This is a genomic window from Kutzneria kofuensis (assembly GCF_014203355.1).
In the GTDB taxonomy this organism is placed as follows: Bacteria; Actinomycetota; Actinomycetes; order Mycobacteriales; family Pseudonocardiaceae; genus Kutzneria; species Kutzneria kofuensis.
Genome location: NZ_JACHIR010000001.1, coordinates 4407148 through 4426279 on the forward strand (window position 1 = coordinate 4407148; position 19132 = coordinate 4426279).

Annotated in this window: 15 protein-coding genes; 10 read left to right on the forward strand and 5 right to left on the reverse strand. The window is 70.5% G+C overall.

Annotated features, from left to right (window positions below):
* Window positions 1-98: 98 nt before the first annotated feature.
* Both gad and BJ998_RS20445 read left to right on the forward strand, forming a co-directional pair.
* Window positions 99-1499: a glutamate decarboxylase gene (gad, locus tag BJ998_RS20440; protein WP_184863935.1), complete on the forward strand. Its 1401-nt coding sequence runs from the start codon at window positions 99-101 to the stop codon at window positions 1497-1499.
* A 68-nt stretch (window positions 1500-1567) separates the two neighbouring features.
* Window positions 1568-3886: a CapA family protein gene (locus BJ998_RS20445; RefSeq protein ID WP_184863937.1), complete on the forward strand. Its 2319-nt coding sequence runs from the start codon at window positions 1568-1570 to the stop codon at window positions 3884-3886.
* Here BJ998_RS20445 and BJ998_RS20450 read toward each other — a convergent pair.
* Window positions 3883-4743 (reverse strand): aldo/keto reductase, encoded by an 861-nt coding sequence (locus BJ998_RS20450; protein ID WP_184863939.1) that lies wholly within the window; start codon window positions 4741-4743, stop codon window positions 3883-3885. The two genes, BJ998_RS20445 and BJ998_RS20450, sit on opposite strands and share 4 nt — an antisense overlap.
* Before the next feature lie 108 nt (window positions 4744-4851).
* Here BJ998_RS20450 and BJ998_RS20455 point away from each other — a divergent pair, with 108 nt between their 5' ends.
* From BJ998_RS20455 to BJ998_RS20465, 3 genes are all read left to right on the forward strand, one after another.
* A complete protein-coding gene (locus BJ998_RS20455) occupies window positions 4852-5736 on the forward strand; it encodes a LysR family transcriptional regulator (protein WP_184863940.1) in 885 nt (294 codons plus the stop codon).
* A 241-nt stretch (window positions 5737-5977) separates the two neighbouring features.
* On the forward strand, window positions 5978-6766 hold the full coding sequence (locus BJ998_RS20460) for an SAM-dependent methyltransferase (protein ID WP_184863942.1): 789 nt from the start codon (window positions 5978-5980) through the stop codon (window positions 6764-6766).
* 41 nt (window positions 6767-6807) lie between these two features.
* On the forward strand, window positions 6808-8913 hold the full coding sequence (locus BJ998_RS20465; protein WP_312890240.1) for a putative bifunctional diguanylate cyclase/phosphodiesterase: 2106 nt from the start codon (window positions 6808-6810) through the stop codon (window positions 8911-8913).
* A 38-nt stretch (window positions 8914-8951) separates the two neighbouring features.
* Here the strand turns inward: BJ998_RS20465 and BJ998_RS20470 are convergent, their stop codons facing one another.
* The 3 genes from BJ998_RS20470 to BJ998_RS20480 form a co-directional block, all read right to left on the reverse strand.
* A complete protein-coding gene (locus BJ998_RS20470) occupies window positions 8952-10001 on the reverse strand; it encodes a glucose 1-dehydrogenase (protein WP_312890241.1) in 1050 nt (349 codons plus the stop codon).
* A 10-nt stretch (window positions 10002-10011) separates the two neighbouring features.
* Window positions 10012-10593, reverse strand: coding sequence for a type VII secretion system-associated protein (locus BJ998_RS20475; RefSeq protein WP_184863946.1), 582 nt, complete (start codon window positions 10591-10593; stop codon window positions 10012-10014).
* Between the two features lie 137 nt (window positions 10594-10730).
* Window positions 10731-13367, reverse strand: coding sequence for a glycoside hydrolase family 2 protein (locus BJ998_RS20480; RefSeq protein WP_184863948.1), 2637 nt, complete (start codon window positions 13365-13367; stop codon window positions 10731-10733).
* Window positions 13368-13475: 108 nt separating this feature from the next.
* Here BJ998_RS20480 and BJ998_RS20485 point away from each other — a divergent pair, with 108 nt between their 5' ends.
* From BJ998_RS20485 to arfB, 5 genes are all read left to right on the forward strand, one after another.
* Window positions 13476-13856, forward strand: a complete 381-nt coding sequence (locus BJ998_RS20485) for a sterol carrier family protein (protein ID WP_312890242.1) — start codon at window positions 13476-13478, stop codon at window positions 13854-13856.
* A 107-nt stretch (window positions 13857-13963) separates the two neighbouring features.
* Window positions 13964-14317, forward strand: a complete 354-nt coding sequence (locus BJ998_RS20490; protein WP_184863950.1) for a hypothetical protein — start codon at window positions 13964-13966, stop codon at window positions 14315-14317.
* Between the two features lie 132 nt (window positions 14318-14449).
* Window positions 14450-15982 (forward strand): amidophosphoribosyltransferase, encoded by a 1533-nt coding sequence (gene purF, locus BJ998_RS20495; protein WP_376775880.1) that lies wholly within the window; start codon window positions 14450-14452, stop codon window positions 15980-15982.
* A 32-nt stretch (window positions 15983-16014) separates the two neighbouring features.
* Window positions 16015-17085 (forward strand): phosphoribosylformylglycinamidine cyclo-ligase, encoded by a 1071-nt coding sequence (gene purM / locus BJ998_RS20500; RefSeq protein WP_312890243.1) that lies wholly within the window; start codon window positions 16015-16017, stop codon window positions 17083-17085.
* Between the two features lie 40 nt (window positions 17086-17125).
* Complete coding sequence (gene arfB, locus BJ998_RS20505; protein WP_184863954.1) at window positions 17126-17554, forward strand: alternative ribosome rescue aminoacyl-tRNA hydrolase ArfB; 429 nt, start codon at window positions 17126-17128, stop codon at window positions 17552-17554.
* Window positions 17555-17603: 49 nt separating this feature from the next.
* Here the strand turns inward: arfB and BJ998_RS20510 are convergent, their stop codons facing one another.
* The gene (locus BJ998_RS20510) at window positions 17604-19121 is read right to left on the reverse strand and encodes a hypothetical protein (RefSeq protein ID WP_184863956.1); all 1518 of its coding nucleotides are present in this window, start codon (window positions 19119-19121) and stop codon (window positions 17604-17606) included.
* Window positions 19122-19132: the final 11 nt, after the last annotated feature.

Here is a 19132-nt window from a genome sequence, read left to right on the forward strand (position 1 = left end):
CTTCCCCGCTGGGGATCGAACGGAGTATCACACTAGACCGATCGGCCTAACTTCTCGCGTTGAGCGGGCCCGCGTGTCCGGGACTAGCGTTGGCTGCCATGGGTCTCAGGCATCCGGCCGACGACAGGGGCCGGCACTCCGACGTCACGGTCAATCCCGTGTTCACCCGCGAGCCGGTGCGCATCCCGCGCGATGTGCTGCCGGCCGATGGCCTCGATCCGGAGCTGGCCTACCAGGTCGTGCACGACGAGCTGATGCTCGACGGCAACGCCCGGCTCAACCTGGCCACGTTCGTGACGACGTGGATGGAGCCGCAGGCGGCGCGGCTGATGTCCGAGACGTTCGACAAGAACATGATCGACAAGGACGAGTACCCGCGCACCGCCGACCTGGAGTCGCGCTGCGTGCGCATGCTGGCCGACCTGTGGCACGCGGAGGATCCGGCGCGGGCGGTCGGCTGCTCGACCACCGGCTCCAGCGAGGCGTGCATGCTGGCCGGCCTCGCCCTCAAGCGCCGCTGGCAGCATCGCCGCCGGGCCGAGGGAAAGCCGACGGACCGCCCGAACGTCGTCATGGGCATCAACGTCCAGATCTGCTGGGAGAAGTTCGCCAACTACTGGGACGTCGAGGCGCGGCTGGTGCCGATGGAGGGCGACCGGTTCACGCTGTCCGCGGCCGAGGCGGTGGCCCGCTGCGACGAGAACACCATCGGCGTCGTCGCCATCCTGGGGTCCACCTTCGACGGCTCGTACGAGCCGGTGGCCGAGATCTGCGCGGCGCTGGACGAGTTCCAGCAGCGCACCGGCCACGACATCCCGGTGCACGTGGACGGCGCCTCCGGCGCGATGGTCGCCCCGTTCTGCGACCCCGAGCTGGAGTGGGACTTCCGGCTGCCGCGGGTGGCGTCGATCAACACCTCAGGTCACAAGTACGGGCTGGTCTACCCCGGTGTCGGCTGGGCGGTCTGGCGGGACGCCGACGCGCTGCCCGAGGACCTGGTGTTCCGGGTGAACTACCTGGGCGGCGACATGCCGACGTTCGCGCTGAACTTCTCCCGTCCCGGCTCCCAGGTGATCGCCCAGTACTACAACTTCCTGCGGCTGGGGTTCGACGGCTACCGGCGGGTGCAGCTGTCCTGCCGGGAGGTGGCCACCTGGCTGGCCGGGGAGATCGGCAAGCTGGGGCCGTTCCAGCTGCTGACCAGCGGCGACCAGCTGCCGGTGTTCGCGTTCACGCTGTCCGAGGAGATCACCCGCTACTCGGTGTTCGACGTCTCGGCGGCGCTGCGGCAGGCGGGCTGGCTGGTGCCGGCCTACACGTTCCCGGACAACCGGACGGACCTGGTCGCTTTGCGCATCGTGGTGCGCAACGGCTTCGGCCGCGACCTCGCGGAGTTGCTGCTGGACGACCTGCGTCGGGCGCTGCCGGTGCTGGAGCGGCTGGACCGGCCGCTGCACGGCCCGGAGTCCGCGGGCTTCGAGCACGGGCAGCATCGCTGACGGCGTCTTGACGAATCGCCGAGAGCGCTCTCAATATTAGGAAAGTTTCCTAACTAACGGGAGCGTCCGTGGCGGCTGTCGGCAAGCGGTTGAGCCTGTTCCTGATCGTCGTTCTGGTCGTCGGCGGCGTGGCGATCGTGCCCAACCTGGTCGGCGGCTGCTTATGGCGCTGCCCACCCGACGGCGAGGTCACCGCCGCCGGGGCTGTGCCGGCGGTGACCGTCAGAGTCGTGGACGAGGTCGGCAAGCCGCTGGCCGAGCCGCAGAAGGTGCAGCTCGGCAACGGTCCGGTCATGACGGTCGCCGCCGCGCCGGGGCACATCGCCGAGCCGGTGATCCTCGGCCTTGAGGACGCCGGCCGGACGATCGACGTCCGGCTGCTCTCCGACAACGGCGGTAAGCGGTTCGTGGTGAACGCCGCCGGCGACGTGATGTTCGGCCGCCGCTATCAGAGCGGTGCTCTCATTCCGGCCAACGACGCCGCCGCTGGTGCCCGCTCCGTGGTGGACGCGGTGGCGCCGGCATTCCGGTTGGCCGACCTGAGCACCGTGAACCTGGAGACGGTGGTCAGCAGCGCGGCGTCGACCAACGCGTACCCGAAGAAGCGGTTCATCCTGGAGTCCCCGCCGGCCAGTGTCGACGGCCTGAAGGCGCTTGGCGTCACCGTGCCGCTGCTGGCCAACAACCACACCCGAGACTTCCTCGACGGCGGCGTCGCCGACACGGAGAAAGCGCTCTCCGCGGCCGGTTTCCCCGTGGTCGGCACGACCGTCGGCGACGAGCCGGAGAAGCCGTTCCAGGCCAAGGTGCACGGCACCGACGTCGCCGTCCTGGCCTACACCAGCGTGGACGGCTCCTACGTCAACGACTCGTACCCCAAGACGGGCGCGCCGACCAGCGACGACGACGCCTGGCAGTACCAGCCCCGTTCCTGGGGCTACGGCAGGATCCCGACCGAGGACCGGACCATCGGCCAGGCCTGGACGTTGTACGAGAAGCTGGCCCGGGCCGACCAGGCCGCCGCCTGGGACTCGCTGACCCGGGTCTACCCGGAGATCCAGGACTGGGTGGCCCGCCGCGGCCACGGCGGCGCGGCCCGCTGGGACGACACCGCGTCCCCGGCGCAGATCAACGCCGTCGCCAAGCAGTCGCAGCTGACGATCGTCGAGATGCACACCGGCTTCCAGTTCCAGTCCGCCTCGGCCAAGGACACGCGGGCGATGGCACGGGCGGCCATCGACGCCGGCGCGGACATCGTGATCTGCCACCATCCGCACGTGCTGCAGGGCTTCGAGTTCTACAAGGGCCACCTGATCGCCTACAGCATGGGCAACTTCGTGTTCGACCAGGACTTCATGTCCACGTTCTCGTCGGCCTTCCTGCGCACGGTCTGGGACGGCGACCGGCTCGTGGAGGCCCGGCTGGTGCCGGTGGAGATCGACGGCTACCGGCCGGAGCTGGCGTCCGGCGCCGCGGCGCGCAGGACCGTGCTGGGCGTGTGGGCGGACAGCCGGCGGCCGGTGCAGACGCAGCGCGGTCCCGGCGGCGCGGTGCTGACCGTGCCGACCCCTCGGGACGCCGACACGCAGCCGGCGCAGTTCCAGGCCGACCACGGCACGGCGTTGATCACCGCCGACGCGCCGAAGCCGACACCGGTCAAGGTCGAGGCCGGCCCGCACGCCGTCACGAAGATCGGCTTCGACGGCCTGATCGATCCTCGGCAACCGGTGAAAGACCTCGACCTCGGACGGGACCTGTTCGGCTGGGGCAGCTTCGAGGACAACACCGTGAACGGCCGTCCCGACGGCGACACGCACTGGTCGAGCGACGTGGTCGGCAACGGCGCCCTGGGCCAGGCCGGGTATCTCCGGGTGGAGGGAGCCGGCGGCGCGGAGAAGCTGGACCGCCCGGTGGCGAGGATCCCGCTGCCCCGCCATCGCGAGGAGAACGCCGACGGCACGCCGCTGGATCCGGAGCCGACGTACACCCTGCGGGCCAAGGTCCGAGCCGTGAACGGCGCGACCCCGCTGATCAGGTTGACGCCGTACCACTTCGACGACTCCGACCCCACCGAGGATCCGGAGTCGACGCCGCTACGGGACGTGAACCGGCCGTTGTCCGTGCCCTCGGACGGCCAGTGGCACGAGGTGTCGGTCGACCTGAAGCCGGCCGACCTGGGCGAGAAGGGCAACATGGTGCTGCTGCGCCTCGGCCTGGCGGCCACCCGCGCGGGATCGGTGGCCGGCCAGGCCGTCGACTTCGACGATGTGTCCTTTGTGGAGTGGCGACCGGCCGCCACCGTGCCGGACGAGGCCAGCGCCTACGACTTCGTCCGCAACGGCGGCAACGAGCCGGTCGCCCTCACCTTCAACGGCTACGCCTACTAGGCGGCGTCCAGCCGGGCCATCTCCTCGGCCGTCAGCTTGACGTCGACGGCGGTGGCGGAGTCCTGGATCGTCTCCGGCCGGCTGGCGCCGGGGATCGGCACGACCACCGGCGACTTGGCCAGCATCCAGGCCAGCGTCAGCACGTGGGGGCTGACGCCCTTGTCGGCGGCGATCTCGGCGAACGGAGCGAACCGGTTGCCCAGCTCGGCGGCGCGCTGGATGCCGCCGAAGGGGCTCCACGGCAGGAAGGCGATGCCCATCTCGTCGCACAGCTCCAGCTCCGGCTCGCTGGACCGGAAGGCCGGCGAGAACTGGTTCTGCACGGACACCAGCCGGCCGCCGAGGATCTCGTCGGCCAGCTTGATCTGCTCCGGGTTGGCGTTGGAGATGCCGGCGTAGCGGATCTTGCCGGCGTCCAGCAGGTCCCGGATGGCGCCGACGGAGTCGGCGTAGTCGACCTGGGGGTCGGGCCGGTGGAACTGGTAGAGCCCGATGACGTCGACGCCGAGCCGCTTGAGCGAGGCGTCGGCGGCCTGCTTGAGGTACTCGGGGCGGCCGTCCAGCGTCCAGCTGCCGTCGCCGGGGCGCAGGTGCCCGCCCTTGGTGGCGATCAGCACGTCGGACGTGTCGCCGCCCCAGCTGGCGACGGCCCGCGCGATCAGCGTCTCGTTGTGCCCGACCTCGGGGCCGCCCAGCGAGTAGGCGTCGGCGGTGTCGAAGAAGGTGATGCCGGCGTCGAGGGCGGCGTGCACGGTGGCGATGCTGCGCGCCTCGTCCGGCCGCCCCTCGATGGACATCGGCATGCCGCCGAGTCCGATCGCGCTGACCTGGGCGTCGCCGATGCGGCGAGTCTGCATCGTGGTCCTTTCGTCGGTGCGGTGTTGACCTGGCTCTACCCTGCTGACACGGTATTAAGCTGTCCAACAGAAGAAAGTGATTCGCTCGATCACCCGGGATGCTCAATCGTGGAACTGCGTCAGCTCGAGTACTTCGTCGCGGTCGCCGAGGAGTGCCACTTCACCCGCGCCGCCCAGCGCATGCACGTGGCCCAGTCCGGCCTGTCGGCGTCCATCCGCTCGCTGGAACGGGAGCTCGGCGCGACGCTGTTCCTGCGCAGCACCCGGCAGGTGGAGCTGACCGAGGCGGGCCGGGCGCTGCTGGTCGAGGCCCGGCGCGCGCTGACCAACGTGGCCGCGGCCAAGGACGCCGTCGCCGCGGTGCAGGGCCTGCTGCGCGGCCGGCTGGCCGTCGGCACCATCCAGTGTCTGTGCACAGTGGACCTGCCCGGCGTACTTGCTCGATTCAGCCGAGCCCATCCCGGCGTGGACATCCAGCTCCGCCACGACAGCTCCGGCGCGCTGGTCGAGCAGGTCCGCGCCGGCCGGCTCGACGTCGCCTTCGTGACGAGGCCGCCGCGCATTCCGGACGAGGTCATGGTGACCCCGCTCGACACCCTGCCGATGATGCTGGCCTGCGGACCTGAGCACCCCTTCGCCGAGCGCGACAGCGTCGACCTGCGGGAACTCGACGGCCTGCCGTTCGTGGACTACCACCCCGACTGGGGCACCCGGGACACCGTGGACCGGCTGCTCGCCGCCAACTGCCTGGACCGGCACGTGGCGCTGGAGGTCAACGACGTGCACTCGCTGCTCGACCTGGTCGGCAACGGTCTGGGCGTGGCCATCCTGCCCGGCAACTTCGTGCACAAGGGATCGCGGGCCCGCTTCGTGCCGCTGACCGGCCCGGCCCCCACCTGGGAGACCGCGATCGTCACGCCGGCGTCGCACAGTGCAGCGGCCAGCGTGCTGTTGGACATGGTTGCCCCGCGGAGCCGGCTGCAGCCTGTGTGATTGGCCTCAAGCTGACACCATGTCCGCCGAACGAGTGGTCCACTGGAGCGCTGCGGTCGCGGCACCGGGGGGAGGAACGCGTGACGCCTGGTTTTCACTGTGAAGGCGGCCAGTGCGCCTGGCACCGGGTGTCGGCCGGTAGCAGGGAGAAAACGTGACGTTAGACGCCCGGCCTGCCCGGTCGTATGCTCGCCACCGGTCCTACTCGGGTGGAGAGACGCCGAGGACGAGAGGTGGCCGCGTGGAGCGCCCGGAGATCGACCTGCGCAGCGCGAGCGTGGCCAGGATCTTTGACTACTACCTGGGTGGCGCGCACAACTTCGCCGTCGACCGCGTCCTCGCCGACGCCGCCGCGAAGCTGATGCCCGAGCTGCCGCAGATGATGCAGTTGCACCGCCGCTTCCTCGCGCGCGCCATGCGGTACCTGGTCGGCCAGGGCGTCACGCAGTTCCTCGACCTCGGCTCGGGCCTGCCCACCGCCGGCGGCTCGGCCGAGTTGGCCCGCCGGCTGGAGCCGTCCAGCCGGGTGGTGCTGGTGGACAACGATCCGGCGGTCATCGCGCACGGCAAGCACCTGCTCGACTCGGCCAACACCGCCGTGGTGCTGGGCGACATCTGCGAGCCGGACGTGGTGCTCGACCATCCCGAAACCCGTCGGCTGCTCGACTTCGACCAGCCGGTCGGCCTGCTTCTGGTGGGAGTCCTCGACTTCGTCGGCGACGTCGACCTGCCCGCGGTGATCGCCCGCTACCGGGACCGGGTCACGGCCGGCAGTCACATCGCGCTCACCAACTTCTCCGTGGAGGGCGGTCTCGAGGACTACCAGCGCACCGAGCAGCTCTACCGGGACAACACGACCATCGATTTCCACCCCAGGAGCGCGGCGGAGGTGACCGAGTTGTTAGCCGGCTTCGACCTGGCGGAACCTGGAGTGGTGGACATTTCGTTGTGGCGTCCAGAGGCGGTGGAGGACCTGGATGAGCATCCCGAGCGCAGCGCGGCCTACGTGGCGGTGGGGCGTAAGCCATGACGGGATGGACCAGGCAGGACATTCCCCGGGCGCGGTCGGCCGTGACTGAGCCCGTCGCGGCCGGCATGGAGGCCTTCGCGCAGTCGTGGGCCTCGGCGATCATCGGCACCAGCTACGTGCCGATGACCAAGGCCGAGGTCGTCGACCACCTGCGCGGGCTGACCGAGCTGCTGGTCGAGGCGCTGCTCGCGGACACGTTCCGCACGTCCGCGGCGCACGAGGTCGGCATCCGGCTGGTGGAGGCCCACTTCACCGGCACCGAGACGCTGGACCGCACCGTCCAGCTGATGGGCGACGATCTGCTCACCGAGCTGGGCCGGGACAGCGAGCCGCACCTGCGGGCCCGCGTCGCCGCGTTGCAGGGCGCGCTGTCCGCGGGGTACGCGCAGAGCCTGCGGGAGCGGACGTTGGACGAGCAGGAGGCGATCCGGGAGGCCGTGCTGGACGCCCGCGACCACGCCGAGGCGGCGCTGCGGGCCAGCGAGGCCCGGTTCCGCGCGGTGTTCGCGGAGGCCGCGATCGGCATGGGCATCTCCGACACCGACGGCAACATCCTGGAGGTCAACCAGTCGCTGCAGGACATGCTCGGCTACCCGGCCTCGGAGCTGCGGCAGCGCAACCTGCGCTCGCTGATGCACCCGGCCGACGCGGAGAGCGTGTGGGTCTACTACGAGCAGCTGCTGCACGGCGAGCGTGACCACTTCCGGGTGGAGAAGCGGTTCAACCGGCGCGACGGCGAGGCGGTGTGGACGCACCTGACCATCTCGCTGGTCCGTGACGACGACGGGCAGCCGGCCTACCAGGTGGCGATGGTCGAGGACGTGACCGACCGGCACCTGCTGCAGAACCGCCTGCGCTACCAGGCGCTGCACGACCCGCTGACCACGCTGCCGAACCGGGCGCTGTTCCTGGAGCGGCTGAGCAAAGCCTTCGACGGGGCGTCGGGCACCCGGATCGGGCTGTGCTACCTGGACCTCGACGGCTTCAAGGTGATCAACGACAGCCTCGGCCACGACATCGGCGACCAGCTGCTGGTCGCGGTGGCCAACCGGCTGGACGAGTCGGTGGCCGGCGACGGCCGGCTGGTGGCCCGGATGGGCGGCGACGAGTTCGTCATCCTGATCGAGGGCTCCACCGGCACCCAGTCCATTGTGGACATCGCCGACCGGGTGCTGGACTCGCTGACCGGGCCGATCCGGATCGACGGGCACGAGCTGTCGGTGTCGGCCAGCATCGGGTTGGTCGAACGGGAGATCAACGGGACCACCTCCGCGGACCTCATGCGGGACGCGGACATCACGCTGTACTGGGCCAAGGCCGACGGCAAGAGCCGGTGGGCGCTCTACGACCCGGAGCGCAACGCCCGCGAGGTCGCGCGGTTCACGCTGTCCGCGACCATGCCGGCGGCGCTGGAGCGGGACGAGTTCTACGTCGACTACCAGCCGCTGGTTCGCCTGGACGACAGCAAGGTTCTCGGCGTCGAGGCGCTGGTTCGCTGGCAGCACCCGGAGTTCGGGCGGCTGGCGCCGGACCGGTTCATCGAGCTGGCCGAGGAGACCGGGCTGATCGTGCCGCTGGGCCGGTGGGTGCTGCGCAAGGCCTGCCAGCAGGCCCGGTGGTGGCTGGACGCGTTCGGCGACGCGACGCCGTTCGTCAGCGTCAACCTGGCCGTGCGGCAGTCCCGGGACCCGGCGCTGGTCTCGGACGTGAAGTCGATCCTGGAGGAGTTCGCCCTGCCGCCGCACCTGCTGCAGCTGGAGCTGACCGAGAGCGCGATCATGGGCACCGCCGACGAGCCGCTGGAGGCGCTGCGCCAGCTGTCCGGCATGGGTGTGCGCATCGCCATCGACGACTTCGGCACCGGGTACTCGAACCTGGCCTACCTCAAGCACCTTCCGGTGCACGAGCTGAAGATCGCCGGCTCGTTCATGGAGGGCATGCGGGCCGCCGACGGGGCCGACCCGGTCGACGCCAAGATCGTCAGCACCCTGGTCTCGCTGGCCCACGCGCTCGGGCTGACCGTGACCGCCGAGGGCGTGGAGACGCCGTCGCAGGCCGAGCGGCTGCGCAAGATCGGCTGCGACGCCGGGCAGGGCTGGCTGTTCGCCCGGCCGGGGACGCCGGACCAGATCGAGGTTCTGTTCTAGACCCGGGTTTCGCGGCCGGCGACCGCCGGCCGCGACGGCTACTTGTCCAGCTCCACAACGACTTTGATGTCGTCCCCGCGCTCCAGCGCCTGCGGCCAGGCGGACAGCGGCACGCGGCGGGTGATCAGGCGGCGCAGCCACTCCTGGTCGGCCTTGGCCAGCGCCTCCGCCGCCGTGCGGAAATGCGCCGGCGCGGAGTTCACGCTGCCCACCACGGCGGCGTTGCCGAACACCAGCGTGTCGTTCAACCGTGACGGCGCAAGGGGAATCTCGGCGTCCGAAGTGGACAGACCGACCAGCACGGCCACCGCGTTGCGGCCCAGCTTCAGCACCGAGTCGAACACCAGCGGGCCGACGCCGGTGCACTCGATCACCACGTCCACCACGGGAACCGTGTCCAGGCCGAGGTGGTACGCCGCGCCCAGGGCCCGGACCAGCTCGGGCTTCACGCCCTTCTCGACCCGGTCCAACACGTGCACGTCGAGGCCGCGCTGCACACCCAGCATCGCCGCCAGCAGACCGATCGGCCCCGCCCCGGTGACCAGAACCCGTTGCGGGGCATGGAAGGTCCGCCCGCCGACGATGTCGACCTGGTCCCAGGCCTTGGCCACGACCGACGTCGGCTCGGCCAGCACGCCGCAGTCGCCGACCTCGGGCGCCAGCTTCACCGCGTACTCGGCCGGGACGGCCCAGCGCTCCGACCCGTACCCGTCCAGCGCGCTGACCCCGCGCTCGGTGTAGTCGCCGTTCAGACAGAAGTCCGAGCGGCCGGCGGCACAGGGCCCGCAGGGCAACGGATCCGGCCGCCGCACCACACCCGCCACCAGGTCCCCGGGGGCGAACCCGCTGCCCGACGGCGCCGACAGCACGCGGCCGAGCGACTCGTGGAACAGCACCATCCGGTCCTGCCCCGGCGGCAGCGAGTCGATCCGGCCGTTGATGATCTCCAGGTCGGTGTGGCACAGCCCGACGAGCAGCCCCTCGACGAGCAGTTCCCCGTCCAGGGCAACGGGATCCGGCCACTCCGACACGCGGAGGTCGTCCGGGCGGCCCGGCGTCACGGTCGCCGCTCTCATCGTGTTGACCACACGATCGAGCCTAGCCCTGGGGGACCCCCGCGGCGGCCAGCAATGCCTCCGCCGGGATCAGCGCGCCGGGCTTGCTGCCGGGATTGAGCAGCAGCGGGCAGCCGGCCAGCTTGGTCACCAGCTCGCGGCCGGCGATGGCCCGCGCGTGCGGCCAGGCGTCCGGCACGAACCGGCTCGACGTGCAGGCCGCCACCAGGATCTGGCCGCTGGCCTGGTCCTGGAAGCCGGCGAGCTCCCGGTCCTCCGGGCCTCTCGCGTACACCAGCAGCGTCGCGTTGAGCACGCCGTCGAGCACGGAGGACTCCGGCTCGTAGCCGGTGCGGGCCTGCTGCATGGCCCGCTCCAGGCGGGTCTCCGGCGCCGGCATGTCGGCCGCGACCGGGGACGGCCGCCAGTTCGGGTTGGGTTCGAAGCGCTCGTCGATCCGGCCGTCCCCGTCGACCCGGAACGAGCCGATGACGCCCCACGGCGGCACCTCGTCGCCCGGCCGGAACGCCGGATCCAGGATGTGCAGCCAGGTGTTCGGGTTGGCCTTCGCGTTGTCGCGCATCTCCTGCGTGATGGTCAGCAGGTGGGTGTTCGGTGTCGCCACGGTAGTCGCGCCCCTCGAAAGTGTCGTTCGGGCGCTTCACCCTCTCATAACACCGAGGGCGCTTCGAACCACCGTTTGTAACCAACATGGGTGAGCTTTCCCCGTGTCGCTCGACCGGGGAAAGCCCACCCACGCGCCTACCTCGGGGCCGCGGCCACCGTCTTCGCGGCCACGTTCACGCCCGCGACCTGCACGTTCGGCTGCGCGCCGCCCAGTTCGGCGGTCCGGTAGTCGGCCTGCAACGTCACGGACTCGCCGGGCCAGATCGTGACGTAGTCGTCACTCCAGGTGACTGGCGCGAGCTCGCCGCCCGACGCCCCCTTGCGGATGGTCGCCCGCAGGAAGAACGCCACCTTGCTGCCGCTGTTGGTCAGCTTCACCGCCGTCGTCGAGCGGTCGCCGCTGGTTGTGGTGGACGCGCTGACATCGACCTTGCCCGCGCCCAGATTCTGCAGGCCGGACAGGTCCGCGTAGGCGCTCTGCGGCGTGTCGTACCAGGTGGAGCTGTCCCACTTCAGCGTGTCCGCCTTGGTGGACAGCCAGTACACGTTGCGGTCGATGACGTTGCCGCTGGAGTCCTTCAGCAGCAGCCGCACGAAGTACGTCGTCGACAGCCCGCTCGGCGTGGCCACCTTGTTCAGCGTGGTGGAGCCGTTGCCCTTGGCGGTGACGTCCGACTGCGTGGTGTCCGACTTGACGCTGCCGTCCGTGTTGAAGATCGTCGTCTGCACGGACAGCCCCGACTTCGCCGCCAGCCCGGTGTTCACCAGCGCCACCGACCGGTCGTCGTAGGAGAACTGGACGTGCAGCGGCCGCAGCGCCGCCTTGGCCCCGAAGTACGAGCCCGACGGCTGCATCGAGTAGTCGAACAGGTGCCAGTACAGGGTCGGCCACGGGTTGTTCAGCATCCAGTAGATGACGCCGGTCGCCGGCTTGCTGCTCTTGGACTGGTTGCGCCCGAACGCCTCGAACTGGGCCCGGTTGACCTCGTAGTTGGTCAGCTGCGACTTGGACACGAAGTCGTCCAGGCTCTTCGGCGCGCCGTAGCGCTTGCCCAGCGCGGTCAGGAACGACCCCAGCTTGGAGAACTCACCGCTGGGCGAGAGGTGGTACTGCGCCTTGGATCCGTTCTGCCACAGGTCGGAAAGCTCCTGCGGGGACAGGTACTTCTTCAGCGCGTCGCTGTCCGGGATGGTCGGGCCGGGGCCCACCTCGGAGGCGAAGCCGAACGCGCCGCCGTACTGGGTGCCGTACCAGTAGTTCGGCGGCACCCACCAGTACGGGCCGTCCATCTTGTTGCCGGAGGCGCCGGTCTGCGGGCTGCTCGCCTTCGCCGCGGACGAGATGATCGGGGCCTGCCAGTCGGAGACCTTCAGCCCGTCCAGGTAGTCCTTCTCCACCGCGGCCGTCGGCGCGGTGTCGCTGCCGATGTAGAAGCCCAGGATGCTCGGGTGGTTGCGCAGCCGCAGGCCCTCGGTGACCGCGGACTCCTTGGCCACGGTGTGGTCGGCGGCCGTCCACTTGCTGTAGCTCTGCCAGTACGAGCAGCACTCCCAGCCCGGCATCAGCATGATGCCCAGCCGGTCGGCGATCTCGTACAGCTCGTCGTTCTCCTCCTTGCCCTCCAGGCGAACCGTGTTCAGCCCGAGGTCGCGGACGTAGCTCATCTGGTCGGTCAGCTTCTGCCGGTCGTAGCGGAGGAACAGGTCCGACGACCAGCCGCCGCCGCGCACCAGGAGCGGCTTGCCGTTCACGGTGAACTGCATGCCGCCGTCCTTGATCGACGACTTCACGTCGCGCACGCCGAAGTCGGTGGCGGCGCTGTCGGAGACCGTGCCGTCCACGGAGGCGTTGAGCGCCAGGTGGTAGAGCGGCTGGTCGCCCATCTCGTACGGCCACCAGAGCTTGGGATCGGTCAGGTGTTGCGCGATGCTGACGGTCTTGGTCTGGTTGGCGCCCAACGTCACCTGCTGGCTGAACGCCGCCTTGTCGACCGTGCCGGCGACCGTGGTCGTCACCGATGCGCCGGTGTTGTTGGTGACCTCGGCCTTGATCGTCAGATCCGCGCTCTTGAGATCGCCCGCGACCGACGTGACGACCCGGGTGTTGCGGACCGTCACCGCGCCGGTCTCGGCCAGCTGCACGTCCCGCCAGATGCCCATGTTGTTGTCCGGCGGGGTCTGCGTCCAGTCCACCCAGAAGATCGACAGCTGCTTCTTCGGGTCGGCCGGCGAGGCCTTGATGGCCAGCGCGTTCGTGCCCGACTTCACGGTGTCGGTGACGTCGAACTCGTGCGACGGGTACGCGCCGGTGTCGGTGGTGCCGATCTTCTTGCCGTTGAGCCAGATCTCCGAGCCGCCGATGATGCCGTTGTTCAGCCGCAGGAAGGTGTGCGTGCCGGCGGCCGGGCTGGCGGTGAACGTCTCCCGGTACCACCACGGCACCGTGAAGTCGGACTTGTCGACGTTCTTCAGGTTCGTCGAGTAGTTGAGGTCCCCGTACTTCCCGGCCGAGATCAGGCCGCCCATGACGGTGGAGCGGGCCGGCACCGACGTCCATGAGCTGTCGTCATATGTCGGTGAGGACAGGGTCGCGCCGCCCTGTGTGGCGGTCTTGCTCGTCTGGAGCTTCCAGCCGGGAACCGTCACCACCTGTCCCGGGGCGGCCGGCGCCGCGACTCTGGGCTGCGCACTTGCGTCGGACACGCCGGCCGGCACGACGAGCGCCAGGCCGAGCGCGGTGACCAGCCAGGGAACCTGGCTTCTGCGGAGCATGGACCGCCTCCTCACAGGAGTTCTGGCGGCGGCGGAATAGTAAAGAAGGTTTCCTTATGGAACGTTTACCCGCAATGCTCCAAACGGTCGTAACGCTACGGTGGCAGCGTGCCGTCGACGGTTGATCCACATGACCTGATGGCCGCCGTGCAGGCGGTGCTGCCTTGGCTCGACGGCGCGGAAGACGCCCCTGAGCGGTCGAAACTCGCCGCCGCCGTGCGGCTGAGCCTGCGCACGCTGGCGCAGGACGCGCCCGGCAAGAGCGTGGAGGTGCGCGTGCCGCCGTTCGCCGCGGTGCAGTGCATCGAGGGCGTGCGCCACACCCGGGGCACGCCGCCCAACGTGATCGAGATGGACGCACGCGCCTGGCTCGAACTCGCCACCGGCCGGCTGACCTGGGCCGATGCCGTCGCCGGTGATCGGGTCACCGCCTCGGGCAGCCGCGCGGACCTGTCCGCCCAGCTGCCCCTGCTGCGTGTGGTCTCGTGACCGCCCCTTTACCATCGGCTGGGCGGCAAGTAACATTCTCACGTGTCCGTTTTCGCACGTACGAACGATCTCGGACGAATTGTCCGGGTCGAGGACCGGTGACGAGGATGCGCAGGCTCGCGCTCATCGGCACCGGCATCGTGGCGTGCCTCGGACTCGTCGCCGTCGCCACTGCCTTCGTCTGGGGCGTCACCCCACGCGAATGGGACGGCAACCTCGACTTCACCGTCGCCCAGTTCTGCCAGGCCGAGGACGGCCGGCCTACCTGCGCCCTGCTCGAACAGGAGCCCGCCAGCCCCGGCCACGCGCCACTGGCCAACGTCGACAAGATCAGTGTCGACGCCTGGAACCTGCCCGCCGGCATCCACGTGGGTGATCTTGTGCTGTGTCACGTGCACCAGCAGGACGCGGCCATCGACAGCTCCGACACGGTCACGCGGGTCGACGGCTGCCACAGCTGACCGAGATCGCGCCTGCGCCCGGGCGCAGGAGCACTGTGTTGTGTGACACGGTCGTGGGGCACGGACACCCCTTGTTGGCCTTTTCGCCACCTACACTGAAGGTGGTCCGACGCCGTCACTAGGGAGTTCTCGGTGCCCACCGACCGGTCTGTGCCCGACTCTGTGTCCGACGAATCCGAGCGCGAACCGCGTGAGGAGTGTGGCGTCTTCGGGGTCTGGGCCCCAGGCGAAGACGTGGCCAAGCTCACCTACTACGGGCTTTACGCCCTCCAGCACCGCGGCCAGGAAGCGGCCGGCATCTCGGTCGCCGACGGCAAGCAGATCGTGGTGTTCAAGGATCTCGGCCTGGTCAGCCAGGTGTTCGACGAGCAGATCCTGTCCTCGCTGCACGGCTACCTCGCCGTCGGGCACTGCCGCTACTCCACGACCGGCTCCACCACGTGGGAGAACGCCCAGCCGGTGTTCCGCACCACCGCCACCGGCAGCGGCATGTCGCTGGGCCACAACGGCAACCTGGTCAACACCGCCGAACTCCTGGCCCGCGCCAAGGAGGCCGGCGTGGACATGCGCGGCGGCGCCACCACCGACTCGGACCTGATGTCCGGCCTGCTCGCCGCGGCCGCCGCGGACAAGGGCCTTGAGCAGGCGGCGATGGAGTTACTGCCGACCCTGCGCGGCGCGTTCTGCCTCGTCTGGTCCGACGAGAACACCCTGTACGCGGCCCGCGACCCGCAGGGCGTGCGGCCGCTGGTGCTCGGCCGGCTGGAGCGCGGCTGGGTGGTCGCCAGCGAGACCGCGGCGCTGGACATCGTCGGCGCGTCCTTCGTCCGCGAGGTCGAGCCCGGCGAGCTGCTGGCCATCGACGCCGACGGCCTGAGGTCCGCTCGCTTCGCCAACCCCGAGCCCAAGGGCTGCATCTTCGAGTACGTCTACCTGGCCCGGCCCGACACCACCATCGGCGGCCGGTCCGTGCACGCCACCCGGGTCGACATCGGCCGCCGGCTGGCCGCCGAGCACCCCGTCGAGGCCGATCTGGTCATCCCGGTGCCGGAGTCCGGCACCCCCGCCGCCATCGGCTACGCCCAGGCGTCCGGCATCCCGTACGGGTCCGGCCTGGTCAAGAACGCCTACGTCGGCCGCACCTTCATCCAGCCGTCGCAGACCATCCGGCAGCTGGGCATCCGGCTCAAGCTCAACCCGCTGCGGGACGTGATCCGCGGCAAGCGGCTCGTCGTCGTCGACGACTCCATCGTGCGCGGCAACACGCAGCGGGCGCTGGTGCGGATGCTGCGCGAGGCCGGCGCGATCGAGGTGCACGTCCGGATCGCGTCACCGCCCGTGCGCTGGCCCTGCTTCTACGGCATCGACTTCGCCTCCCGGGCCGAGCTGATCGCCAACGGGCTGGACTTCGACGGCATCCGCCGCTCCATCGGCGCCGACTCGCTCGGCTACGTGTCGCTGGAGGCGCTGGTCGCCGCCAGCGAGCAGCCGAAGAGCCGGCTGTGCAGCGCCTGCTTCGACGGCGACTACCCGATCCCGCTGCCCGACGACGCCATGATCGGCAAGCATCTGCTCGAGGGCATCGAGGAGAAGGCCGTCTCGGGCTCCGCCGCACCCGTGCTCGCCAACGGGTACGGTGCCGAGGACGCGCTGCGTCGACCCTGAACGATCCCCTACGAGTACGGAGCTTCTCGACCGTGAGCACGGAAACCAACAGCCCGAAGGCCACCTACGCGGCGGCCGGCGTCAGCATCGCCGCGGGCGACGAGGCGGTCGAGAAGCTCAAGCCGTGGGCCACCAAGGCCACCCGGCCCGAGGTGCTCGGCGGCATCGGCGGCTTCGCCGGCCTGTTCAAGCTGAAGCTGGACCGGTGGCGGGAGCCCGTGCTGGCGTCGTCCACCGACGGCGTCGGCACCAAGATCGCCGTCGCGCAGGCGATGGACGTGCACGACACCATCGGCGTCGACCTGGTCGCCATGGTCGTGGACGACCTGGTGGTGTGCGGCGCCGAGCCGCTGCTGCTGCAGGACTACATCGCCGTCGGCAAGGTGGTGCCGGACCGGATCGCCGCCATCGTCAAGGGCATCGCCGAGGGCTGCGTGCAGGCCGGCTGCGCGCTGCTCGGCGGCGAGACCGCCGAGCACCCGGGGCTGATGGCCGACGGCGCGTACGACGTGTCGGCCACCGGCGTCGGCGTCGTCGAAGCCGACAAGATCCTCGGCCCGGAGCGGGTGCAGGACGGCGACGTCGTGATCGGCATGGGGTCCACCGGCCTGCACTCCAACGGCTACTCGCTGGCCCGACACGTGCTGCTGGACATCGCCCGGATGCCGCTGGAGGGGCACGTCGAGGAGTTCGGCCGGACCCTCGGCGAGGAGCTGCTGGAGCCGACCAAGATCTACGCCAAGGACTGCCTGGCGCTGGCCGCCGAGGCCGACGCCAGGACGTTCGCGCACATCACCGGCGGCGGCCTGGTGGCCAACCTGGCCCGGGTCATCCCCGACGGTCTCACCGCGACGCTGGACCGCGGCACCTGGACCCCGGCCCCCGTGTTCGCCCTGATCGCCCAGCGCGGCCGGGTCGAGCGGGAGGAGATGGAGAAGACGTTCAACATGGGCGTCGGCATGGTCGCCGTCGTCTCTGCCGAGGACGCCGACCGGGCGCTGGCCGTGCTCACCGCCCGACACGTGCCCGCGTGGGTGCTCGGCGAGATCGGCCCCGCCGGCGACGAGCGGGTCGTGCTGCGGGGCGACCACCCCCGCTTCTGACACCGGTTACTCGGTGGACGCCCCACGTAATCTTGGGGCCATGGCCGACGAACTCCAGGTGACGCCGTCGCTGGTGATCGCCGGCGCGGAACTGCGCGAACGGTTCTCCCGGTCCTCCGGACCGGGAGGCCAGGGCGTGAACACCACCGACAGCCGGGTCGAGCTGTCCTTCGACGTGGCCGGCTCGCCGTCGATCCCGGACCACCTCCGCCCGCGCATCCTCGCGCGGCTGGCCAACCGCCTCGTCGACGGCGTGCTCACCATCGCCGCCAGCGAGTACCGGTCCCAGCTGGCCAACCGCAACGCCGCCCGGGAACGCCTGGTGTCGGTGCTCCGGGCCGCGGCGACCCCGCCGCCGCCCAAGCGCCGCCCCACCAAGCCCTCCCGGGGCGCCAAGGAACGCCGCCTGGAGGCCAAGCACCAGCGCAGCGAGGTCAAGCGCAACCGCCGCAGCGTCAGCGACGACTGACCCCGGCGAGTCACGCTCTCCGGCACACCGAATGTCGGTTTCCGGCAGATCAACTCACCCGCGGGTACTTGCCTTCCCGCTTCTGCACCCGCACGACCTCGATCCGCGCCTCGACGGTGTCCAGCGCGCCGACGGCGTAGCCGAAGTGCAGGCCCTCGATGCCGACCTCGGCGACGATCACCTCGGACTCCGGGCCGATGAGCCCGCCGGCGGCGGTGACGAAGTCCCACGCGGGGTCGGGCTCCAGCTCGAAGGCCTCCTGGATCACGGCGCTGAGCTCGTCCAGCGAGGTGGTCGACTCGACCTCGACCTGCTTCTCCCGGTCGGGGAACACGATCTTCAGCACGTGCGCGGTCTGCTCGACGTCCTCGGGCACGGGCAGCAGCTCGTCGTAGTCGGCCTCCAGGGCCTCCTCGATGTCCCGCAGCGCCACGAGCTCGTCGCTGTCGGCGCGGAACTCGACCAGCTCGGGGTCGTGGTAGGCCTCGGCGAAGCGCTCCAGGATCTCGGGCAGCCGCTCCTCCCACACGGGGAGCTGCGCCGGCGTGGCGGTGAAGTGCACCCAGGCGGTGACGATCTCCGGCAGCAGCGCCAGGTCCTCGTCGGAGATCTCGATGTTGGCCGGCACGCTCACGCTCAGCAGGTAGTCCAGCGACGCCGGACCGATCTGCCGGACGCGGCGGCCGTTGGACGACGCGGAGCTGGCCGCCAGCACGGCCCACGACCGAGCCAGCTCGGCGTCGGCGAAGGTCCGCGAGGCCAGGAACTCCTCGACCACCGGCTCGAAGTCCTCGATCTCCGGCAGGTCGTCGGACAGCGCCGCCACCCGGGCCTGCAGCAGCGCGAACTCCATCGCCGGATTGGTGTCGTCCGGCAGCTCCAGCATCTCGCCGTGCGCCTCCGGACCGTCCACCAGGAACAGCCCCAGCGGCCCGTCGATCCGCTCCAGCGCCTCCACCGCGGTCAGCCGGACCGGCTGCGGCGACGGCTGGATGTTCACGCCCAGTTCCCGTGCCAGCGCCTGCGCGTCCGTCTCGGTCCGTTGCACCACGGCGATCTGCACGATGTGCAACGCCTGCGCGTGGTCGACCAGCACGCCGATGACGATGTCGGCGTAGCCCAACGTGATCAGCTCGACGTCGCCGAACTGGTCGGCCACCGACCACGCGTCCTCCAGCGCCGGCTGCTCCTGCCGGTACCAGTCCGGCGCCGACACGCCGGCCGAGGTCAGCTCGGTTGCGGCGTCGAGGAAGAAGTCCCGCTCCTCGTCGTAGCCGACGGAGCCCAGCGCCAGCAGCGCCGCCAGCGTCGCCGGGCTGCCCTGCTCCACCAGCGCCTCGACCAGCCGCTCCACCGAGCGGTCCATGGTCTCGTCCGGGTCGCCGTCCCGCTGCCACGCCGACCGCCAGAAACTGCCGACCAGCCCGGCCGCCCACAGCTGCGCCTCGTACAGCGACTTCATGCCCAGCAGGTCGTTCGCGGCGGCCACCGCCGCCTGGACCGGGGACTGCGGACGTGGGCGCTGCCCCTTGCGCTTGGGCTTGCGGCTACGGCTGACCGGGCTCATGCGGCGAATCG